Origin of the sequence: Vibrio sp. 2092, assembly GCF_033339635.1 — a bacterium.
Classification (GTDB): Bacteria; Pseudomonadota; Gammaproteobacteria; order Enterobacterales; family Vibrionaceae; genus Vibrio; species Vibrio alginolyticus.
In genome coordinates this window covers 1-20386 of sequence record NZ_JAWOUY010000023.1, presented here as the reverse complement: position 1 = coordinate 20386, position 20386 = coordinate 1, and the positions used below count along the sequence as shown (strand labels likewise).

General features: G+C 47.0%; 23 protein-coding genes. 10 read left to right on the top strand and 13 right to left on the bottom strand.

Annotated elements, in window-relative coordinates:
• Positions 1–3: 3 nt before the first annotated feature.
• The 4 genes from R7P80_RS25830 to R7P80_RS25815 all read right to left on the bottom strand — a co-directional run bounded on the left by R7P80_RS25830 (position 4) and on the right by R7P80_RS25815 (position 3369).
• Positions 4–990 (bottom strand): serine/threonine protein kinase, encoded by a 987-nt coding sequence (locus R7P80_RS25830; RefSeq protein ID WP_225492064.1) that lies wholly within the window; start codon positions 988–990, stop codon positions 4–6.
• 48 nt (positions 991–1038) lie between these two features.
• The gene (ccoG, locus tag R7P80_RS25825; protein WP_033906581.1) at positions 1039–2460 is read right to left on the bottom strand and encodes a cytochrome c oxidase accessory protein CcoG; all 1422 of its coding nucleotides are present in this window, start codon (positions 2458–2460) and stop codon (positions 1039–1041) included.
• A gap of 308 nt (positions 2461–2768) precedes the next feature.
• Positions 2769–3035: a YihD family protein gene (locus R7P80_RS25820; protein WP_017821571.1), complete on the bottom strand. Its 267-nt coding sequence runs from the start codon at positions 3033–3035 to the stop codon at positions 2769–2771.
• 166 nt (positions 3036–3201) lie between these two features.
• Positions 3202–3369, bottom strand: a complete 168-nt coding sequence (locus R7P80_RS25815; protein ID WP_005379043.1) for a hypothetical protein — start codon at positions 3367–3369, stop codon at positions 3202–3204.
• A gap of 296 nt (positions 3370–3665) precedes the next feature.
• Here R7P80_RS25815 and R7P80_RS25810 point away from each other — a divergent pair, with 296 nt between their 5' ends.
• Together R7P80_RS25810 and trhA are read left to right on the top strand one after the other, a co-directional pair.
• Positions 3666–4472 (top strand): sporulation protein, encoded by an 807-nt coding sequence (locus R7P80_RS25810; RefSeq protein ID WP_005379045.1) that lies wholly within the window; start codon positions 3666–3668, stop codon positions 4470–4472.
• A 70-nt stretch (positions 4473–4542) separates the two neighbouring features.
• Positions 4543–5196, top strand: coding sequence for a PAQR family membrane homeostasis protein TrhA (gene trhA / locus R7P80_RS25805; protein ID WP_213870507.1), 654 nt, complete (start codon positions 4543–4545; stop codon positions 5194–5196).
• Positions 5197–5229: 33 nt separating this feature from the next.
• Here trhA and R7P80_RS25800 read toward each other — a convergent pair whose 3' ends face one another.
• From R7P80_RS25800 to def, 6 genes are all read right to left on the bottom strand, one after another.
• Entirely contained in the window at positions 5230–5814 is a 585-nt protein-coding gene (locus R7P80_RS25800) for a DUF3157 family protein (protein WP_213870509.1), read from the bottom strand.
• Positions 5815–5840: 26 nt separating this feature from the next.
• Positions 5841–7286 (bottom strand): TrkH family potassium uptake protein, encoded by a 1446-nt coding sequence (locus tag R7P80_RS25795; protein ID WP_017821575.1) that lies wholly within the window; start codon positions 7284–7286, stop codon positions 5841–5843.
• 9 nt (positions 7287–7295) lie between these two features.
• Positions 7296–8672, bottom strand: coding sequence for a Trk system potassium transporter TrkA (gene trkA / locus R7P80_RS25790; RefSeq protein WP_005379062.1), 1377 nt, complete (start codon positions 8670–8672; stop codon positions 7296–7298).
• 64 nt (positions 8673–8736) lie between these two features.
• Entirely contained in the window at positions 8737–10020 is a 1284-nt protein-coding gene (gene rsmB, locus R7P80_RS25785) for a 16S rRNA (cytosine(967)-C(5))-methyltransferase RsmB (protein WP_225492057.1), read from the bottom strand.
• An 80-nt stretch (positions 10021–10100) separates the two neighbouring features.
• Positions 10101–11048: a methionyl-tRNA formyltransferase gene (fmt, locus tag R7P80_RS25780; RefSeq protein WP_005379066.1), complete on the bottom strand. Its 948-nt coding sequence runs from the start codon at positions 11046–11048 to the stop codon at positions 10101–10103.
• 33 nt (positions 11049–11081) lie between these two features.
• Complete coding sequence (gene def / locus R7P80_RS25775) at positions 11082–11600, bottom strand: peptide deformylase (RefSeq protein WP_005379068.1); 519 nt, start codon at positions 11598–11600, stop codon at positions 11082–11084.
• A 138-nt stretch (positions 11601–11738) separates the two neighbouring features.
• Between def and R7P80_RS25770 the strand changes: the two genes are divergently transcribed.
• The 4 genes from R7P80_RS25770 (at position 11739) to R7P80_RS25755 (ending at position 15054) form a co-directional block, all read left to right on the top strand.
• Complete coding sequence (locus R7P80_RS25770; RefSeq protein ID WP_047102570.1) at positions 11739–12833, top strand: LysM peptidoglycan-binding domain-containing protein; 1095 nt, start codon at positions 11739–11741, stop codon at positions 12831–12833.
• Positions 12817–13926, top strand: coding sequence for a DNA-processing protein DprA (gene dprA, locus R7P80_RS25765; protein ID WP_047102571.1), 1110 nt, complete (start codon positions 12817–12819; stop codon positions 13924–13926). Before R7P80_RS25770 ends, dprA begins: the two co-directional genes overlap by 17 nt.
• Positions 13927–13928: 2 nt before the next feature.
• Positions 13929–14408, top strand: coding sequence for a DUF494 family protein (locus R7P80_RS25760; RefSeq protein ID WP_005379074.1), 480 nt, complete (start codon positions 13929–13931; stop codon positions 14406–14408).
• A gap of 76 nt (positions 14409–14484) precedes the next feature.
• On the top strand, positions 14485–15054 hold the full coding sequence (locus R7P80_RS25755; protein ID WP_053350677.1) for a type I DNA topoisomerase: 570 nt from the start codon (positions 14485–14487) through the stop codon (positions 15052–15054).
• Positions 15055–15110: 56 nt separating this feature from the next.
• On the opposite strand, the gene R7P80_RS25750 is transcribed toward R7P80_RS25755, so the two are convergent.
• On the bottom strand, positions 15111–16244 hold the full coding sequence (locus R7P80_RS25750) for a 5-(carboxyamino)imidazole ribonucleotide synthase (RefSeq protein WP_213870512.1): 1134 nt from the start codon (positions 16242–16244) through the stop codon (positions 15111–15113).
• Between the two features lie 4 nt (positions 16245–16248).
• A complete protein-coding gene (gene purE, locus R7P80_RS25745) occupies positions 16249–16734 on the bottom strand; it encodes a 5-(carboxyamino)imidazole ribonucleotide mutase (RefSeq protein ID WP_005379082.1) in 486 nt (161 codons plus the stop codon).
• 200 nt (positions 16735–16934) lie between these two features.
• Between purE and R7P80_RS25740 the strand changes: the two genes are divergently transcribed.
• The 4 genes from R7P80_RS25740 (at position 16935) to R7P80_RS25725 (ending at position 19659) form a co-directional block, all read left to right on the top strand.
• Positions 16935–17492 (top strand): L-threonylcarbamoyladenylate synthase, encoded by a 558-nt coding sequence (locus tag R7P80_RS25740; protein WP_005379084.1) that lies wholly within the window; start codon positions 16935–16937, stop codon positions 17490–17492.
• 47 nt (positions 17493–17539) lie between these two features.
• Positions 17540–18457, top strand: coding sequence for an oxygen-dependent coproporphyrinogen oxidase (gene hemF / locus R7P80_RS25735; RefSeq protein WP_065274969.1), 918 nt, complete (start codon positions 17540–17542; stop codon positions 18455–18457).
• Positions 18458–18558: 101 nt separating this feature from the next.
• Positions 18559–19392, top strand: a complete 834-nt coding sequence (gene aroE / locus R7P80_RS25730) for a shikimate dehydrogenase (RefSeq protein ID WP_005379088.1) — start codon at positions 18559–18561, stop codon at positions 19390–19392.
• A gap of 3 nt (positions 19393–19395) precedes the next feature.
• A complete protein-coding gene (locus R7P80_RS25725) occupies positions 19396–19659 on the top strand; it encodes a DUF1488 domain-containing protein (RefSeq protein ID WP_225492056.1) in 264 nt (87 codons plus the stop codon).
• Between the two features lie 14 nt (positions 19660–19673).
• On the opposite strand, the gene R7P80_RS25720 is transcribed toward R7P80_RS25725, so the two are convergent.
• Positions 19674–20225 (bottom strand): gamma carbonic anhydrase family protein, encoded by a 552-nt coding sequence (locus R7P80_RS25720; protein WP_225492055.1) that lies wholly within the window; start codon positions 20223–20225, stop codon positions 19674–19676.
• Between the last annotated feature and the right edge of the window lie 161 nt (positions 20226–20386).

Below are 20386 nucleotides of genomic sequence, written 5' to 3'. Positions count from 1 at the left end.
GACTTACCATTGAGGCATTAAAGACAGCGGTGCTTCTTCTAAAGCGGCGATCTGCTCTTTAAATGCAAGGACCTGACCTTCCCAGTATTTTGGCTCATTAAACCATGGAAAAGCGAGAGGAAATGCAGGGTCATGCCAACGTTTTGCTAGCCATGCCATATAGTGCACCATTCGTAGACCGCGAAGTGGCTCGATTAGTTTCAATTCTGCAGGATTAAAATCGCAAAACTCTTGGTAAGCCTCTAAAACAATATCCAACTGCATCAGTTTGTCTTGGCGTTCACCGTTCAGTAGCATCCATAAGTCTTGTACTGCAGGGCCGTTACGAGCGTCATCCAAATCAACAAACATAGGGCCATCTCGCCACAAAATATTGCCTGGGTGGCAATCGCCATGCAAACGAATCATATTGAAGCCTTCTTGCCAGTGGCTTTCAATTGATTTGATCAGCATATCCAAGTCATTGAAGAAGCTGTTCTCCAAGTGCATTGGAATCATATTGGCGTTTTGCAGAATCTCTCTTGGTTGATACAGGTATTCTTGTAAGCCGATCGTAGGGCGATGTTGGAAGGCTTGGCGGCTGCCGACTTTATGGATTCGGCCAAGGAAACGCCCTACACCTTCGAGCTGATCTAAATTGTCAACCTCGTATTGGCGACCACCCATGCTATCAAACAGCGCAAAAGCATAGCCTTGATAGTGATGCAGGGTTTCACCGTTGATGCGCACAGGTGGTGCGACGGGGATCTCATTGCCAATCAGCTCTAAAGTAAAGTCGTGCTCCTCTTGGATCTGTTCATTGCTCCAACGTTCAGGACGGTAAAACTTGACGACATAACGACGACGCTCTTCGTCAGTAAATTGATAAACACGGTTTTCGTAGCTATTGAGGGGAAGAAAGCCTGATTCTGCGCGAACGCCGATGCTTTCTAACGCGTACCACATAAAGTCTGGGGTAAGGGCGTCAAAGTTAAACATACTTTGGGACATATAAACAAAAAGGCTCATTACTGAGCCTTTTTCCATTAGTCATCGAAGTTATAGCTTCTTGATAAATCGGCTTTCCACTTCAATGGTGAATTCGTTGCTCTTATCGGTGAGTATAAACTGAATTGTCGTAATCGCAGAGTTTAGCTTGTCAGGATCGGCACCAAGACTCATTGGCAGGTTCAATACCTCACCTGGCTGGACCTGAATTGTCTGCTTACCATACCAGCTTACATCGGATAGCCCTTCAACATCCAACGAGTACTCTTGCACTTGCTGAGTTTTGTTGATCACCTTGAGGGTGTAGGTGTTTTCTACTTCTCCCGAGCTATTAACGCGGAACAGTTGGTTACGGTCGCGAATAACACTCATGCCGGCTGGGTCTACCGCTGCAATTTGGGCAAAGAAAAGACCGACCATGACGAGTAGTACGGCACCATAGCCTAGCAGCTTCGGACGCATGACTTTGGTACTCTTACCCGATAAGCGATGCTCGGTGGTGTAACTAATTAGGCCTTTCTCGTAGCCCATGCGATCCATGGTGTTGTCACACGCATCAATACAGGCGCCACAGTTGATACATTCATACTGCAAGCCGTCACGAATATCGATACCTGTTGGGCACACCTGCACACACAAATCACAATCAATACAATCACCCAAACCAAGCTGCTTTGGATCGGCTTTACGCGGACGTGGGCCACGTTTTTCCCCACGTTTTGCATCGTAGCCAACGATGAAGGTGTCTTTATCAAACATGGCAGACTGGAAGCGCGCGTAAGGACACATGTGAATACACATGATGGAACGCATCCAACCAGCATTACCATAAGTACAAATGGCAAAGAACATTACCCAAAAGACGGGCCAGAAGTTGGCGTTAAAGGTGAAAAAGTCGATAACCAATTGCTTCATTGGTACGAAGTAGCCAACAAAAGTAAAACCAGTGGCGAGTGCAATGGCAAACCAAGCTATATGTTTGACGGTTTTACGCATCGCTAAATTCGCCGTCAGCTTATTGGAGTCTTGTTTGCGGCGTTTATTGGCACTACCTTCCAGCTTCTCTTCAAACCAGATATACATGAAGGTCCAGACGGTTTGTGGGCAGAGATAGCCACACCAAACCCGACCCAAGAAGGTGGTAATAAAGAACAACCCAAACGCCGCGATCACAAACAGCAAGGCGAGTAGGGTAAGATCTTGTGGGTACAGGGTGGTACCGAAAAAGTTGAACTGCTGGTTGCCAATATCAAGCAAGATCGCTTGACGTTCACCGTAAGGAATCCACGGTATCAAAGCGAAGAGAAGCAGTAAGAACCAACCACCGTAACGACGCAGTTTCTGGTAAGTCCCTTTGCTTTCGCGTACATAGATGCGATTACTTGGGTTGAACCGATCCCCGTTTCCTTTATGGGTTTTGGGATTATAGGTTTTAGGAGTCACATCTTTGATATCGATCTTGTCCTGACTCATGCACTCATCCTTCTTAGGCTTTTATAATGTACGGCGTCATTTCTATTGATGTCGCTCGATGACATTGCTGCTCGTTCCGTCATAAAGATGACCGAACATAATTATTTTAGTAAATACTGATGAACGGCGATTATACAATCAATAACAATTCCGTTTCTTTAACGCAGTCAATGTTTAACAACAAAAATCAGTACAGTTAACCTGATAATTGGCTGAACAGTTATAACCAATTGTGGGACTAAAAACTTTGGTTATAAAAAAGCGACTCACAGAGAGAGTCGCTTAAAGAATACTGGCTGTTGAGCTGGTTATTTGATGATGCCACGAGCGCGTAGGATCGCCGTTTTAAAATCGTCCTCTTGGTCTTTTTTGAGTCCAGGGATCATTTCATCTTTGCTGCTATTACGCATTTTAAGGTGGTAGATCAGTACATCGTCGGTCAGATCTTCTAGCTTTCCTTCATAGCCTGCTTCTTTTGCCAGCTTAACGATGAACTGCAAGAGGTTCAGCTCTTGATCTTTATGCCATTCAGGCTCTAGTAGCTCAAGCAGCTCTTCAATGCGATGACACTTCATTTCTTTCTCCACAGAATTTATAGGTGTAATTAGCAGTAAAGGTACCAAATTGCTTTGCTAAGACCAAATAGGAAAAACGATCTCTTTCACTGTAGTTTGTTCTAAGTCTTTGAAGCTTTATGAGTCGCGTGCAAAGAAAAAAGCGCAGCTGGCGCCGCGCTTTTGATTAAGCTGCTTTGATAACTTTGGCCGGAACACTCGACATCATTGCTGTCTTCTCAACCAATGTCATTGCTGGCGCAACTTGCTTTGCCTTTGGTGCAGTAGTAAAGCCACTGCGGCGGCGCATTGCACTAGTATTAGTGTGTGCGAACCTGACTGTTGTTGGGCGCATTAATTTACCTAACTGTCAGGCATATCCATTGCCGATGTAATGGCCTGAATCATTATGAGCTAGGCTCCAACAAGATTGAAGAATCACTCTTCTGGCTCTCGCCAATCCAGTTAATGAGTCAGGAATACCGATATGCATGCATATCAAGTGTAAGATTAGCATCCTTGTAATAATTGGTCGATAGTTGAGCAATTGAATTGTTTAGATTTTGTCATTTTGTCGCGATGTTCGAGGCAATTTTTGTTTGCTCCCACGATCAGCAGTAGTAGTATGAGATCTCGATGAAGGAGGTGCCTATGTCATTTTTGAAGAAGACACTTGCCAGTTTTGGGATTGGGAGCGCGAAGGTCGACTCAATCTTAAACCAAGACGTGCTATACCCAGGTCAAAGTGTGGATGTGTCGATCCATGTATATGGTGGTGCGACTGAACAAGCGATCGACAACATTGATTTAAAACTCTGTTGCCGCTACATCGCAGAAGCCCCTGATGACCGTGGTGCGCGAGAAGGACACAGCATGCGCCGAGTACCTCAAACTCATGTGCTTGCTAAGTGGAGTCTCCCTTACGCATTTACCATCCATTCCGGCGAAGAGCGTACCTTCGATGTTAAGCTCGATGTGCCTTGGAACACGCCTGTCACCATTGGTGATGCCAAAGTATGGTTAGAAACTGGCTTAGACGTTGCTGCTGCTTTGGATCCGACTGATAAAGACATCCTCACCGTCCGACCTGATCCACTGATGGATGCGGTACTATCTGCATTTGAAGCGCAAGGTTTACGAATTCGCCAGGTGGAATGCGAGGAAGTGAAAGGATTCGATCTACCATTTGTGCAAGAGTTTGAACTGGTGCCAACCGACGGACCTTACCACGGCGTGTGGCGCGAATTAGAATTTGTTGCCCACCGCAGTGAGCAAGAGCTCAAGTTGTGGTTTGAAGTTGACCGCACACGCAAGGGGCAAGGTGGCATGCTCGCGAGCTTACTGGGTAGTGGCAAACTCAAGCGAGAGCTGACCATTCCTGCCACGACTAAGCCAGATCAAGTTGGCGAACTGGTACTCAATTATCTCGATCAAACTACTGCCGTTCATGAGTCTTAATTTAAGCTTACACGTGTAAGCCTAATGTGCCATACTAGAGCAAATTTCAAACTCTAGTATAGGCGCATTGATGTCCGAGCTGCAGAAACCTCAATACAGTCAACGTGAAGAACTGGCCAATACCATCACCCACGGTATAGGGATGATTTTTGGTATTGTTGGCTTGATACTGCTGTTAGTTAAAGCCGTAGACCATCAAGCTGACACTTTAACGCTTACCAGTATGGCGATTTATGGTGCGAGTATTATCGTGCTATTTTTGGCCTCGACGCTCTATCATGCGATCCCTTATCCCAAAGCGAAACGTTGGCTAAAAACCTTCGACCACTGTGCTATTTATCTTTTGATAGCTGGCAGCTATACCCCTTTCTTGTTAGTCAGCTTAAGAACACCTCTAGCATTTGGGTTGATGATCGTTATTTGGAGCATTGCGTTGATCGGCATCATCATGAAAGTTGCGTTCGTCTATCGATTTAAAAAGCTTTCTTTGATGACGTATTTGGTGATGGGATGGTTATCGTTGATTGTGATTTATCAATTAGCTATTAACTTGGATGTCGGCGGACTTACACTGCTTGCTGCTGGTGGAATTGTGTATTCACTAGGGGTAATTTTCTACGTCGCGAAGCGCATTCCCTTTAACCATGCGATTTGGCACGGCTTTGTTTTGGCTGGCTGCGTGTGCCATTTCTTTGCGATTTATTACTTTGTTGAGCCTATCTAGCCGATAGGCTCAACAAAGAATATTAAACACGTATTAGCGAGTTTTTACCTCTAGCACTTTGGCAGAAAACTGGTATTGCTGTGATTGCGGTACAGCCAATTTAATGCTCTTACCTTGTTCCGCTTGCTGTGGTCGCAGGTAGGTATCCGCCATGCGCTTGATGGATTGCCAAACCGTCACGTTTTCTTTTGCCAGTTGCTGACCAGACATATCAAACACTTGCACCTCAACTTCCACTTGAATGACAGATTGAGAGCTTTGGTTAGTGATTGATGTAGGTAAAATAAGCTCACCGCTTTGATAGCTTGCTGAACCAATCAATACATCCACACCTGAATCTGATAGCTGCATGGTTGGCTTTTTGGCGTTTACCACCACGGTCGTGCCAACGGTTTTCGTTACCACTGGAATTGTCGCAATCGCAGGAGCTGCGATTGTTTCAACTACGCCTGCTGTTGTTTGTGTCTCCGTCGCTTGCTGCGCCGGTTTTTTCATGACGTATTCCCAGGTAAAGTCATCGTTCAACTTCACTTCTCGACCATCGGCTAAAGTGATGACCTCGGCGGCGTATGTGGATGAGGCGGCAAGTAGGGTCGCCAGAGTAATCCATGTTTTCATTGTTATACCTTTTAATTAGAGTCTGCTTAGCGGCGCCAAAACGCAGGAAAGAACAGTACAAGAATAGTCAGAATTTCCAAGCGGCCCATTAACATCCCAAAGCTTAAGAGCCATTTGGCAGTATCGGGCAGAGGCGCGAAGTTGCCTGTTGGGCCAATCACACTGCCCATACCAGGGCCAACATTGGCAACGGCGGTGATTGAGCCAGAAATACTGGTCACAGGGTCGAGGCCTAGTGCACTTAAACAACCCGCGATAAAGATAATAGTGATAAAAAACATCAAGCCAAATGCCACCACTGAGCGAACAATATCATCATTCACCGGTCGCTGGTTATAACGCTGTACAAACACTCCTGAAGGGTGAATCAACTTCATCATTTGTTTGTTTAGCAGCGTCATTGCAATTTGGAAGCGGAAGATTTTGATCCCGCCAGACGTTGAGCCTGAGCATGCCCCCGCCATCATTAAGAATGCGAAAAGAGTGGTGGGTAATGCGCCCCATGCGGTGAAGTCTTCTAAGCCAAAGCCAGTTGTGGTGACGACAGAGACAATATTAAACATCGACACTCGCAGGGCATCCAAAATGGTGTACCCATCTCGAATCACTAACCAAGCTGAAATCACTAAGCTTGAGAATACGAACAGGTACGCAAATCCTCTAACTTGAGCGTCGTTAACCAACACATCAATACGGCGTTTACGTAACGCGGCGATAAAGAGCAAAAACGGCAAACCACCTAAGAACATAAAGGTAGTGGCCACCCAATGTGCGCCATTAGAGAAGTGGTTCATTGACCCATCAGATGTAGAGTATCCACCCGTCGATAGCGTAGTAAAGGCATGGTTGATTGCTTCGAACAGGTTCATGCCGGTGATCAAGTAGCCCAAAATACATAGGCCCGTTAGCATCAAATAAACCGCTACGATGTTTTTGGCGACCGTTTTCGCTCTTGGACTACTTTTATCCGACCAATCTGATGATTCGGTTTGGAATAGCTTCATACCACCGACATTCAGCATAGGTAACACTGCTACCGCCATCACGATAAAACCAATGCCACCAAGCCATTGTAAAATAGAGCGCCACAGCAATATGCTCGGCGCCATGTTGTCTAGGCCACTGAGCACCGTTGAGCCCGTCGTGGTGATACCCGACATCGTTTCGAAGTAGGCGTCGGTGAAGCTGATGTGGTTGATAAACACAAATGGCAAGGCGGCAAACGCACTCGCGATGGTCCAAACCAAACTGGTGATGAGGAACATATCGCGTACGCTGAGTTTGAACTTGGCGGTTCGACCTATCGTTAGGCAGATGAAGGCGGCAAGGTGCGTGATCACAACGGCTTGGGCGAAATCGAGGAATCCCCCCGTACCGGTAAAGAAAGCGACCAAAGTCGGCACGTACATAAACAGGGCCAGTTTGGATAAAACCAGCCCGATAACAAACAGTACGGGACGTAAGTTGACCATAGGAAAATCCTAGAGGAAAAATGGACTCGGTTGGAATAGCGCTTCGACGTCTGATACGTATTTTTTGTTGACCAGGAACATCACCACATGATCATCCTGCTCGATGACCGTACGGTCGTGGGCAATAAGAACTTCTTCGCCACGAACGATAGCACCAATGGTGGTCCCAGGTGGAAGCTTTATATCTCCAATCGCACGTCCAACCACTTTAGATGTACTTTCATCACCGTGAGCGACGGCTTCAATCGCTTCCGCAGCGCCGCGGCGAAGTGAGGATACGTTTACGATATCAGCGCGACGAACGTGCGTTAGCAAGGCTGAAATAGTGGCTTGCTGAGGTGAGATTGCTACATCAATTACGCCGCCTTGTACCAGGTCTACATAAGCGCCACGTTGGATCAGCACCATCACTTTTTTAGCGCCCATGCGTTTTGCCAACATTGCAGACATGATGTTGGTTTCATCTTCGTTGGTCAGCGCGATGAAGACGTCGACTTGGTCGATGTTCTCTTCCGAGAGAAGCTCTTGGTCTGCCGCATCACCGCAGAACACGATGGTGTTTTCTAGTTGCTCAGAGAGCTTTTCTGCACGCTGGTAGTTACGCTCAATCAGCTTCACGCTGTAAGTTTGCTCTAGGCGTTTTGCCAAGCTTGCGCCGATGTTACCCCCGCCAACAATCATGATGCGGCGGTACGGTTTTTCTAGGCGCTGAAGCTCACTCATCACTGAGCGAATATGATTACTTGCTGCAACGAAGAACACTTCATCGTCGGCTTCAATAATCGTGGTGCCTTGTGGGCGAATCGGGCGACCCTGGCGGAAAATAGCTGCCACACGGGTATCAATGTGCGGCATGTGCTCACGCAAAGCAGACAACGCATTACCCACCAGCGGGCCACCATAGTAGGCTTTCACCGCCACTAGGCTGACTTTCTGTTCAGCAAAGCTCACCACTTGCAGCGCGCCCGGGTATTGGATCAGACGTTCGATGTAGCTCGTAACGAGTTCTTCTGGGGCGATAAGGTGATCGACAGGAATGGCGCCAGATTTAAACAGGGCTTCTTTTTCTGCCAAGTATTCTGGAGAGCGAATACGTGCAACGCGGTTTGGGGTGTTGAATAGAGTGAACGCGACCTGACAGGCGGCCATGTTGGTTTCATCAGTGTTGGTTACTGCGACGAGCATATCGGCGTCTTGCGCACCAGCTTCGTGCAGCACGTCGGGGTGGCTCGCATGGCCATTGACCACACGCAGGTCGTATTTGTCCTGCAATTCACGCAGTCGATCGGCATTGTTATCGACGATGGTGATGTCGTTGTTTTCACCCACTAGGTTTTCTGCCAGTGTGCCGCCAACCTGACCTGCACCAAGAATAATGATCTTCATACTCTTTTCTCGTTATCTGAAAAAGGCGATTGAAATCACTCCAATCGCCCTATTTAGCATGCTGTTACGCGTGTGTTTTAGTTAGCACTGCGTAGTAGAAACCATCCATATCTTCTTCGCCTGGTAGAATTTGACGACCAGGCTGGTCGGGATCAGAATCCAGCAGTTGCGCATCCGCGGTACGTGCTAAAAACGCTTTTACTTGCTCCACGTTTTCTTGCGGTGTGATTGAACAAGTCGCGTAAACCATTGTGCCGCCGGGTTTCAGTTGCGTCCACATGGCATCAAAAATTTCACTCTGTAGCTCTGCTAATGCGGCGATGTCGTCTGCACGACGTAGCCATTTGATGTCTGGGTGACGACGAATCACGCCAGTCGCAGAACATGGGGCATCCAGCAAAATGCGATCAAATTGCTCGCCTTGCCACCATTCTTGTGGATTACGCGCATCACCGCAAACCACTTTTGCCTGAAGGTTGAGACGCTTCAGGTTTTCATGCACACGTTTCAGGCGTGTGTCGTCGCAGTCAATCGCAACCACATCACTGCCCGACGTGCGCTCTAGAATATGCGCCGTCTTGCCACCTGGCGCAGCACAGCAATCTAAAATCAGTTCGCCGTCTTGTGGTTTTAGGTAGTTGATCGAAAGCTGCGCCGCCGCATCTTGTACCGAAACCCAACCTTTCTCAAAACCAGGCAGCTTCATCACATCACATGGTGCGGCCAATTTTATGGCGTCCATTGCTTCTGAGTGTGGCGTGCTATCAATGTTTTCATTTTTGAGCAGCGCAAGGTATTCATTTCGAGTGTGGTGTTGGTGATTTACACGGAGCCACATTGGTGCTTTTTGGTTGTTTGCTTCAACAATGCTTTCCCATTGCTGTGGGTAGGCCTCTTGCAGCAGTTTTAGTAACCAGCTTGGGTGACCGTACTTGCCAGCGTTGTTGCTGACGGCCATTTGGTCGAGTTCTTCTTGGTTGCGCTGGTAGTTACGCAATACAGCGTTAATCAAACCACGCAGACGAGGACCTTTCAGCTCTTTAGTGCCTTCAACCGTTTCACCGACAGCTGCGTGCGCAGGAATGCGCATGAAGCTCAGTTGGTAAATACCAACCAGAATTAGGTGATGGAATACACGTTGTTTGCCTTTGAGCGGCTTATCCATCAATTGGTTTGCGATCATTTCTAGGCGAGGTAGGTAACGTAGCGCACCGTAACAGATCTCTTGTAGCAGAGCATGGTCACGAGGTCGTACCGTTTGTTGAGCCGCTGGAAGAGCGCTTGAAAGTGAGTGGCCCTTGTCGACGACAAGATACAGGACGTTAGCAGCCGCAGCGCGAACATTCATGATGAGTACCTTAAAGTAAAGGAGGGCATCTCTGCCCTCTAAAAGTTCGTATAATTGGGAGTAATAACCCCTAGTATGGCTTAAACCAGCAGAGTGCCAACTTCAAACCAAGCCGCACGCGAATTCAGAATATCCTGAACTGACATGGCTTTTTTGCCAGGAACTTGCAGTTGCTCTAGCACCAGTACGCCGTTGCCTGTCGCAACATAAATACCGGTTTTATCTGCTTGTACGATGGTGCCGGCTGGCTTGTCACTGGTTTGCTCTGCCACACGGCTTTGCCATACTTTGATGCTGTTTTCTGCCGCCTCAAAGTGGCTCATTGGCCATGGGTTAAATGCACGAACGCAGCGCTCAATGTGCGCCGCATCGTCGTTCCAGTTGATGCGTGCTTCTTCTTTACTGAGCTTTTTCGCATAGTTCGCTAACTCATCGTCTTGCTTCACTGGCACTGCTTTACCCGCAGCAATGTCTACTAGGCAGTCAATCAGGGCTTCTGGACCAAGCTCAGCCAATTTTTCGTACATTGAAGCGCTGGTATCTGTCGCTTCGATTGGCAGCGTGGCAATCTTCAGCATATCACCAGTGTCGAGACCGATGTCCATCTGCATGATGGTCACGCCAGTTTCTGCATCGCCCGCCCAAATAGAGCGTTGGATTGGAGCCGCACCACGCCAACGAGGTAGGATAGAACCATGTACGTTGATACAACCCAGTTTAGGGGTATCAAGAACCGCTTGTGGCAGCAGCATACCGTACGCCACGACAACCATGAGGTCGGCGTTCAGATCGGCAAGTTCTTGTTTCGCTTCGTCGGACTTAAAGCTTTCAGGTTGGTAAACCGGGATATTGTGTTCTAGCGCCAGTTGTTTTACCGGTGGCGCAGCCAATTTTTTGCCACGACCCGCTGGACGATCTGGGTTTGTGTAAACCGCGATGACTTCATGCTCCGAAGACAACAACGCAGCCAAGTGACGGGCGGCGAAATCCGGAGTACCTGCAAAGACAATTCGTAAAGACTGACTCAAGGTAGACTTCCTTCTAATTGGTATGGTTCGAGATTAAGCGTTTTGCTGCTTCTCGTTAAAGCGTTTGATTTTCGCTAGCTTGTCCTGAATGCGTTTGCGTTTCAGTGGTGATAGGTAATCCACGAATAGCTTACCTTGTAGGTGATCAAGCTCGTGTTGAACACAAATCGCTAGCAGGTCGTCGGCTTCAAAGGTGAACTCTTTGCCATCACGATCCAGTGCTTTAACGGTAACTTCTGCAGCGCGAGGCACAAGTGCGCGCGCACCTGGTACCGACAGACAGCCTTCTTCGATGCCATCTTCGCCACGCTTTTCCAGAATCTCAGGGTTGATTAGCACCATCGGCTCATCGCGAGTTTCTGAAATATCAATCACTACGATACGTTTGTGGATATCAACCTGCGTTGCAGCAAGGCCAATACCTTCTTCGTCGTACATGGTTTCAATCATGTCATCGACGATTTTTTGAATCTCAGGTGTCACCGCTTCAACAGGCTTTGCGACTGTGCGCAGGCGATCATCCGGGAATGTTAATACTTGTAATACAGACATATTCACTCGAAATATTGAACTGTGCCGAAACAGCACAAACCTTGTTGGCTCAATTCTAGACATTTTATAGCCTAAATGACAGCATCCTTGCACCAATTTCCATTCTGGTTCCTGCTTAATAGACCAAGGACGAGGGTCATGAATCGAATTTTCCGCAACGTTGCCAGTGTTACGTTGCCGTTACTTTTCTCTTTCAACGCTGTAGCAAATGTGGATGCGAACCCACTGACTGTTAAAGATGATGCGCCACAAACGTATGTAGTCGTGAAGGGCGATACGCTATGGGATATTTCGGCCATGTACTTAGATAGCCCGTGGTTGTGGCCTCGTTTATGGCAAGTAAACCCGGAAATCGATAACCCTCATTTAATTTATCCCGGAGACAAGCTGTCTTTGGTGTGGATTAACGGTCAGCCCGTGTTGAGCCTAAAACCGGTTAAGAAGCTGAGCCCGAAAGCTCGCATCACAGAAAAGAAAGCCGTACCAACGGTCGCGGAAGGTTTGGTGATGCCTTACCTTAAATCGGATCGGTTGCTAGATAAAGATTCGTTGAACAGAGCAGCAAAAGTGATGGGTAGCAGCAAGGGCAGTAAGTATCTGACTGCAGAAGATGTGCTGTATATCAATGGCAATCAGACCGCGACAGGTTGGGCTATTTACCGACCAGTAGCTACCTTTTCGCGTGACGATGTGTCGGAAGAGATTACCGCGCTGCGTTTGATTGCCAAAGGCGATCTCGTTGAAGCTTCGAGTGATTATTCAGGTTTGAAGCTTACATCGCAAATGCAAGAAATCCTACGTAACGATATCGCGTTGCCAAATCAATCGGTTGAGAATACTGACTTCACGACTACGTTCTATCCGCTGCCGTCGCCACAAGGCAGTTCTGCAAAGTTGCTAGGTAATATCGAAGGTATTCGCTTTAGTTCAACTAACCAAGTCGTGGTGATTGATAAAGGCACGTCAGATAATCTCAAGCAAGGCAGTGTGTTTGATTTAAAAGAAGACGCGCACCCAGTTTACAAAGACGGCGATGAGTTCAAGAAAGAGTTTGGCGTGCTTGATAAGAAAATCACTTTGCCTCAAAGCAAAGTTGGTGAGTTGCTGGTCATTCGTCCTTATGAGTACTTTAGCTTGGCACTGATCACTAACAGTACGAAACCCATTAACCAAGATATTTCGGTGGTGTCACCGTTGGCGGACGAATTAATCATCGATGAATCGACGAAATAACGATGATCTCGCTGCCTGGTTAAAACTGAGTTGTTTACCAGGCATTGGCGGCGTCAAAATGAATAAGCTACTGGCAAGAGACGCGCCACGTAACATCGTAAACTTCTCTCCTGAACAGCTACAACAACTTGGGTTAACAACTAAGCAAATTCAAGCTTGGGCTTCAACAGATAAAGAAGTCGATGCTTGTTTAAGCTGGCTTGAGGCTTCTACAAATCATCATATCCTGACACTGACTGACCCGCGTTATCCACCTCAACTCAAACAAATCGTTGCACCGCCACCTCTACTTTTTGTTCAAGGAAACCCTACTTGTCTCTCTCAGCCACAAATCGCGATGGTTGGCAGTCGAAATGCGAGTATTGATGGATTACAGCATGCACGTCAGTTTGCTGCAGAGTTTGTTCAGCACGATTTTATTGTCACCAGTGGTCTCGCTTTAGGCATTGATGGTCATGCGCATGATGGTGCGTTGCAAGCGGGTGGTAAGACGATTGCGGTGCTAGGATCTGGCTTAGAAAATATTTATCCGGCACGTCATCGTGGTTTAGCGCAACGTGTTATTGAACATGGGGCCTTGGTGTCTGAGTTTCGGCCTAATGCCAAGCCGCGTCCAGAAAACTTCCCGCGTCGTAATCGTATTATTAGTGGATTATCGCTTGGTGTACTGGTCGTCGAGGCGGCGAAAAAGAGCGGCTCGTTAATTACAGCTCGTTACGCGCTTGAGCAAGGTCGAGAAGTATTTGCGCTGCCAGCGTCAATCAATGCCCCCAATGCCTGCGGTGGAAACCAGTTGATACGTCATGGCGCTTGCCTCGTAGAAAAGACGAAAGATGTCTTAGATGAAATACAGTCCTTGCTTGATTGGTCTATTAATCAGAGTACCGATTTATTTTCTACGTTAAATGATGAAGAAGAATTGCCATTTCCTCAGCTGTTAGCTAACGTAGGAAGTGAAGCTACACCGGTTGATATTCTTGCAAACAGGACCAATATACCTGTCCAAGAAGTCATGATGCAGCTCTTAGAGTTAGAACTCTCTGGGCATGTCGTTGCGGTTTCAGGTGGCTATATTCGAAAGGGGAGGGGCTAGCTATGATGATGGATATACTGATGTATCTATTCGAAACCTACATCCATAGCGATGCAGAGTTACAGGTCGAACAAGACGAGTTGGAAGAAGAGTTGCTTCGTGCAGGCTTCCAACAAAAAGATATCTACAAAGCCCTTGTCTGGTTAGAAGAGCTTGCCGCATTGCAGCAAAGTGACACCTCTTCTGCAATCTCGACTTGCATGGCTTCGTCATCAACTCGTATCTACACAGCGAAAGAGATGCAGCGTTTAGATTTGGAATGCCGAGGTTTTCTATTGTTTCTCGAGCAAATCAATGTGTTAACCACAGAAACTCGCGAAATGGTGATTGACCGAGTGATGGGATTAGAAACGAGTGAGTTTGAGCTTGAAGATCTCAAATGGATCATTCTGATGGTGCTGTTTAATGTGCCTGGCAACGAAAACGCTTACACGCTAATGGAAGAGCTGTTGTACACCAAGGAACAAGGGATTCTTCACTAACCATCTGGGCAAGTTCGAGTTTAACTAGAATAAACGCGAGCTTGTCTTTTTGTGTGTTTTTCACGAAACGGTAAGTATGAGTAGTAAAATCGACAACACCCTTTTCTCTGCCCATGAACACGCTTTGGAGCACGAGCCGTGTCCAAAATGTGGTGGTGAGCTGACTCTCAAGCACGGAAAACATGGCCCATTCCTCGGCTGTAACCATTACCCAAGCTGTGATTACATTAAACCGCTACACAGCAATGATGGTCACATCGTGAAAGAGTTGGGTGTGCCTTGTCCTGAGTGTGGCAATGAGTTGGTTCTCCGCCAAGGGCGCTACGGTATGTTCGTCGGTTGTAGTAACTACCCGGCTTGTCATCATATTGAGTCGATTAATCAACCAGAGCCAGAGGCGCAGTCACAAGAGCAACACGCTTGCCCTGAATGTGGCAAAGGACATTTGGTTGAGCGTAAAACCCGATTTGGCAAAACATTCTACGCGTGTGATAACTACCCTAAATGCAAATTTGCTGTGAACCTTGCTCCGGTCAAGGGGCGATGCGAAGAGTGCGGTTTTACTCTGTTGGTGGAGAAGAAACTTGCCAGTGGTGTGAAATTGCAATGTGCTAATCGTAAGTGTCAGCACACCCAGCAAGGTTAAATGAATTGAAAAGGGTCGCATCGTGCGACCCTTTTCTGTTTTTTTGCTGCCAAACGTTAGTGTTGAGACTGTTTAGCGAACGCTTGCACGGCTGGGAAAGCTATTGGGTCTAAGATGTCTGCCAGGGCGCACAACCTACGGTGCAATTCTCCTGGGTAGTCGCCACACACGTTGATGTGTCCCATCTTGCGACCTGCACGTTTCTCCTTGCCATACCAATGAATGTGGCAACCATCCATTGATAACAATGCTTCTGGTAGTGTGTCTTCACCAAGAATATTGATCATTGAGGTTTCACGAACCAATTTCGTACTGCCTAATGGTAAGCCGCACACTGCGCGCAGATGGTTTTCAAACTGACACGTTTCTGCACCTTGCTGTGTCCAGTGACCAGAGTTGTGCACGCGTGGAGCAATCTCATTCACTAAAAGTGCCCCATCGACATCAAAGAACTCAAGCGCCAATACGCCAACGTAATCTAGGCTATCTGCGACTGCCGTGAACATTTGCTTTGCTTGTTCCTGTAACCCTGGCGCATCAATCGCAGTAGAAAGACTCAATACACCGTTGGTGTGAACATTCTCTGCCAGAGGGTACACTTCCACACTGCCATCTTTGCTTCGAGCACCAACCAGTGATACTTCGCGGTTAAAAGGAACAAACTCTTCAGCAACAATCGCTTGAGTTGGTGTTGCCGCGATGCACTCTGCCATCTCAGTCCAAATGTCGTCGACTTGAGAAGCTTCTTTTAAGCGCCATTGGCCTTTACCATCGTAACCACCTAATGCACTTTTCAGAACCATTGGCATACCAACGTGTTCAATTGCGCGCTCAAAGTCTTCACGAGTTTCAATGACGTAGTATTTCGCGTTGCGCACGCCAGCATCATCAAGCAGTGCCTTTTCAATACGGCGATCACCACCTGCTTTGATGGCTTGCGTACTTGGTAGGAACTTGCCGCTCGCTTCGCAAACCTTGAGCACGTCATGTGGAATATGCTCGAACTCGGCAGTAATCACATCAACTTGCGTAATCGCATTTTCCAAACCATGGCCAAGTACCTGTTGAGTTAAAGGGTGAACGACATCACCGCTGCTGACATCGTAAGCTGAAATTTGAATATTCAGTGGCGCACCAGCCAGAGACATCATACGAGCCAACTGACCCGCACCAAGAACCAGTACATGCATCTGATTAATCCTCTGCAGGGTTTGGATTTGCGAGAACTGTTTCCGTTTGCTCATTACGGAATGCTTCTACCTTCGCCATGATGTTTTCATCATGAGTGCCTAGGATTTGCGCTGCTAGGATACCGGCGTTTGCTGCGCCCGCTTCGCCAATCGCCAATGTACCAACCGCAATTCCCTTTGGCATCTGTACAATAGAAAGCAGTGAATCCATACCTTTCAGTGCACGAGACTGAACGGGAACCCCAAGCACTGGCAAACTAGTAAACGCCGCCGCCATACCTGGTAGGTGGGCTGCACCACCTGCGCCTGCGATGATAACTTTGATGCCGCGTTCTTTTGCGCCACTAGCGTAGTCAGCCAGTAATTGAGGAGTTCGGTGTGCTGACACGACTTTTGTTTCGTAAGGCACGCCAAATTGGTCTAGCATGTCCGCTGCTAGTTTCATGGTTGGCCAATCGGATTTAGAACCCATGATGATACCGACTTTCATCTCAAACTCCTTTAAGCTACAAAAATTAGGTGAGCTATAAATTTGTGCGCATTATACGGGGATTTTTATCTCAAGCAAACGTTTGCGTCTTGTTGTTGGCGCTATTGATACATTTTATAAAAAAATTGCTTTAGTGTCTGAGAATGAATATTTGTACACTTAGTGAAAACAACACAGTCAAACAAATAGGAAGTAATCCGGTGGATAACTTTGAACAAGTGCTCAATGCACTCAAGCAAGGCGAAGTGATTGCCTATCCAACAGAAGGGGTTTTTGGTGTCGGATGTGATCCAGATAACCCAGAAGCAATTCAAAAGCTATTAGAGCTCAAGCAGCGTCCGGTAGAAAAAGGGCTGATTCTAATCGCGGCAAGTTATGATCAGCTCTTGCCTTATATTGATGAATCTCAGTTGACTGAAGAACAATTACAGACTGTTCATGCCACTTGGCCAGGCCCATACACTTGGATCATGCCAGCGAGCGATAAAGTATCCAACTGGGTTTCAGGGCAGTTTGATTCAATTGCGGTTCGTGTGACTGATCATCCTTTGGTGCAAAAAATGTGTAATGCATTCGGAAAGCCGTTAACCTCTACCAGCGCGAATCTTTCCGGCTTACCACCGTGTATGACCACGGAAGAAGTCGAAGAGCAGTTGGGTGATAAGCTGGTCGCCATTCTTCGTGGCGAGACCAGCGGTCGTGATAAACCCAGCGAGATTCGTGACGCCAAAACTTCACAAATATTAAGACAGGGTTAACCCTGCTAGCCAGCCATCATTAGGTTTCACGTAATAGGTAATAACGTATGTCAGCGATCGATAAGCACGCCGTAAAGCAGTTCTTGATGTCACTTCAGGACTCCATTTGTCAGCAGTTAGAACAAGAAGATGGAAAGGCCGTCTTTGTCGAAGATGCATGGCAACGTGAAAAAGGAGAGCGTCTGGGGGGCGGTGGTCGCTCACGTGTTTTGCGTGATGGCCTTGTTTTCGAGCAGGGAGGCGTGAACTTCTCGCATGTGGAAGGGAAAGAAATGCCAGCATCTGCGACAGCGCATCGCCCAGAGCTAGCGGGTCGTCGTTTTGAAGCGATGGGTGTTTCTTTGGTTATTCACCCTAAAAACCCTTACGTACCGACTTCACACGCCAATGTCCGATTCTTTATTGCAGAAAAAGATGGCGAAGACCCAATTTGGTGGTTTGGTGGTGGTTTTGACCTAACGCCGTTCTATCCATTTGAAGAAGATTGCCAATCATGGCACGACACTGCAAAACTGCTTTGTGCGCCATTTGGTGACGATGTTTACCAAGAGCATAAAGCATGGTGTGACAAATACTTCTTCCTACCACATCGTAATGAAACTCGCGGTGTTGGCGGTTTGTTCTTTGATGATCTAAACCAGTGGGAATTTGATAAGTGTTTTGCTTACATCAAAGCAGTCGGTGAAGGCTATTGCCAGGCTTATTTGCCGATCGTTTCTCGTCGTAAAGAGATCGAGTATGGTGAGCGTGAGCGTGAATTCCAACTATATCGTCGCGGCCGTTACGTAGAGTTCAACTTAGTGTATGACCGTGGCACCTTATTTGGTTTACAAAGTGGTGGGCGTACTGAGTCGATTCTGATGTCAATGCCGCCGCTCGCTCGCTGGGAGTACTGCTACGAGCCAGAAGCGGGATCGCCAGAAGCTGAACTTTACGAGCGATACCTAACGCCACGAGAGTGGTAAGCACGGAATCTCCTTTTCTATATAGATAGATAGTGATAGGGTCATCTGTAATCAGGTGGCCCTGTTTTCTCTATATCTAAGTAAGGAACAAAGGTAAGGAAATGACCCAGCAAATCGATCGCTATGCCGTGTTTGGTAATCCTATCGGACACAGTAAGTCGCCATTCATTCACACCTTGTTTGCTCGTCAAACTAATCAATCTTTGGTGTACACCGCAGAAAGTGCACCTGTTGATGGTTTTATTGACGCGGCGAAGGTGTTTTTTGCTGAAGGTGGCAAGGGGTGCAACATCACTATGCCATTTAAAGAAGATGCTTATCAATTTGCTAGTCGATTGACAGAACGGGCTCAGTTAGCAGGCGCGGTAAATACCCTCAAGAAGTTAGACGATGGTGAAATCATCGGTGACAACACTGATGGTGCAGGTTTAGTGCAAGATCTGCTTCAGCATCAGGTTGTATTGGAAGGCGCGCGAATCCTAATTATTGGCGCTGGTGGTGCAGCTCGTGGTGTTATTAAGCCACTACTTGATCAAAAGCCGACCTCTTTAACCATTACCAACCGTACCTTTAGTAAAGCACAGGAGCTTGCAGAGCTGTTTGTCTCTCACGGTCCTATCCTCGCCAAAGAGATAGCAAGTATTGATGAAGAGTATGATGTCATCATTAACTCCACATCCGCTTCTCTTAGTGGTGAACTGCCGACTATTTCATCCTCCATCTTTGCCGCTAACAGTACAAGCTATGACATGATTTATGGCAAAGGGGTGACGAGCTTTAACTTATGGGCAAAAGAGAATGGTGCCGCTCATGCGTATGACGGTCTTGGAATGTTAGTTGGGCAGGCTGCGGAAAGCTTTATGCTCTGGCGTGGCTTACGTCCTGGTGCCAAACAAATTCTCAGAGAACTAAGAAAGAACCTTGAAGGTCAATAAGCGATGAATCAATCCATCTTATTCCCAGATATTCAATCATGGGATGAAGTATCACAATCGGTAAACTTTTCGGCGCAACAATCAGGCGCACTAATAGAGTGCTTTGTGACGAAACAAAAGTTAGAAAAGCTCAGTGGTTCACTGATTGAAACTGAGCAAGCGGCAATTAAAGTGTTTACTGATTACCGATTCGACCTAGAAGAAATGGCTGAAGAGCTAATAGAAGATGAAGCCTTCAACGAAGAAGGCCATATCATTATCGATTAGCTGACGATTCCTGGCTACTCTTTGATGTCTTCTACTTCGTTAATGTAGTCGTCTTTGTTCTGCACATAGTTGTTGGCAGACTTTTGCAAGAAAGCTCGTTCTTTTTCTGATAGAGGGCGAGCTTGTTTTACTGGGCTTCCAACATATAAGTAGCCACTTTCTAATACTTTCCCAGGTGGCACTAAACTGCCTGCTCCGATCATCACCTCTGACTCAATTACAACAGCATCTAAAACAATAGCTCCCATACCAACCAAAACACGATCGTGGATCTCACAACCGTGCAGCATCACTTTGTGGCCAATCGTAACGTCATTACCAATAATCAATGGGTAGCCGTTTGGGTTTTCGGCGTTCTTATGGGTGACATGCAAAACACTGCCATCTTGAATATTCGTTCGATCACCAATGTGAATGTGGTTTACATCGCCTCGCGCTGCTACCAATGGCCAAATGCTAGAATCATCGCCAATTCGGATATCACCGACTAAAACAGAGGTTGGGTCAACGTAAACACGTTCACCAAGTTCAGGCTTTATACCTTTGTAGCTTCTCATTGAGCTCATCTTTTTTCCTTATTCAGGGCGATTACAGGGTGTATGGAGGTAGAATAGTAGTGAAAACTCGCCTTTTAGAATAAAAAACACCCAAACGATAAAAAAATCAAAAAAAACGAGAAAAAGGGCTTGCCAATGTGATCGCAATCTCTATAATGCCACCTCGCTGA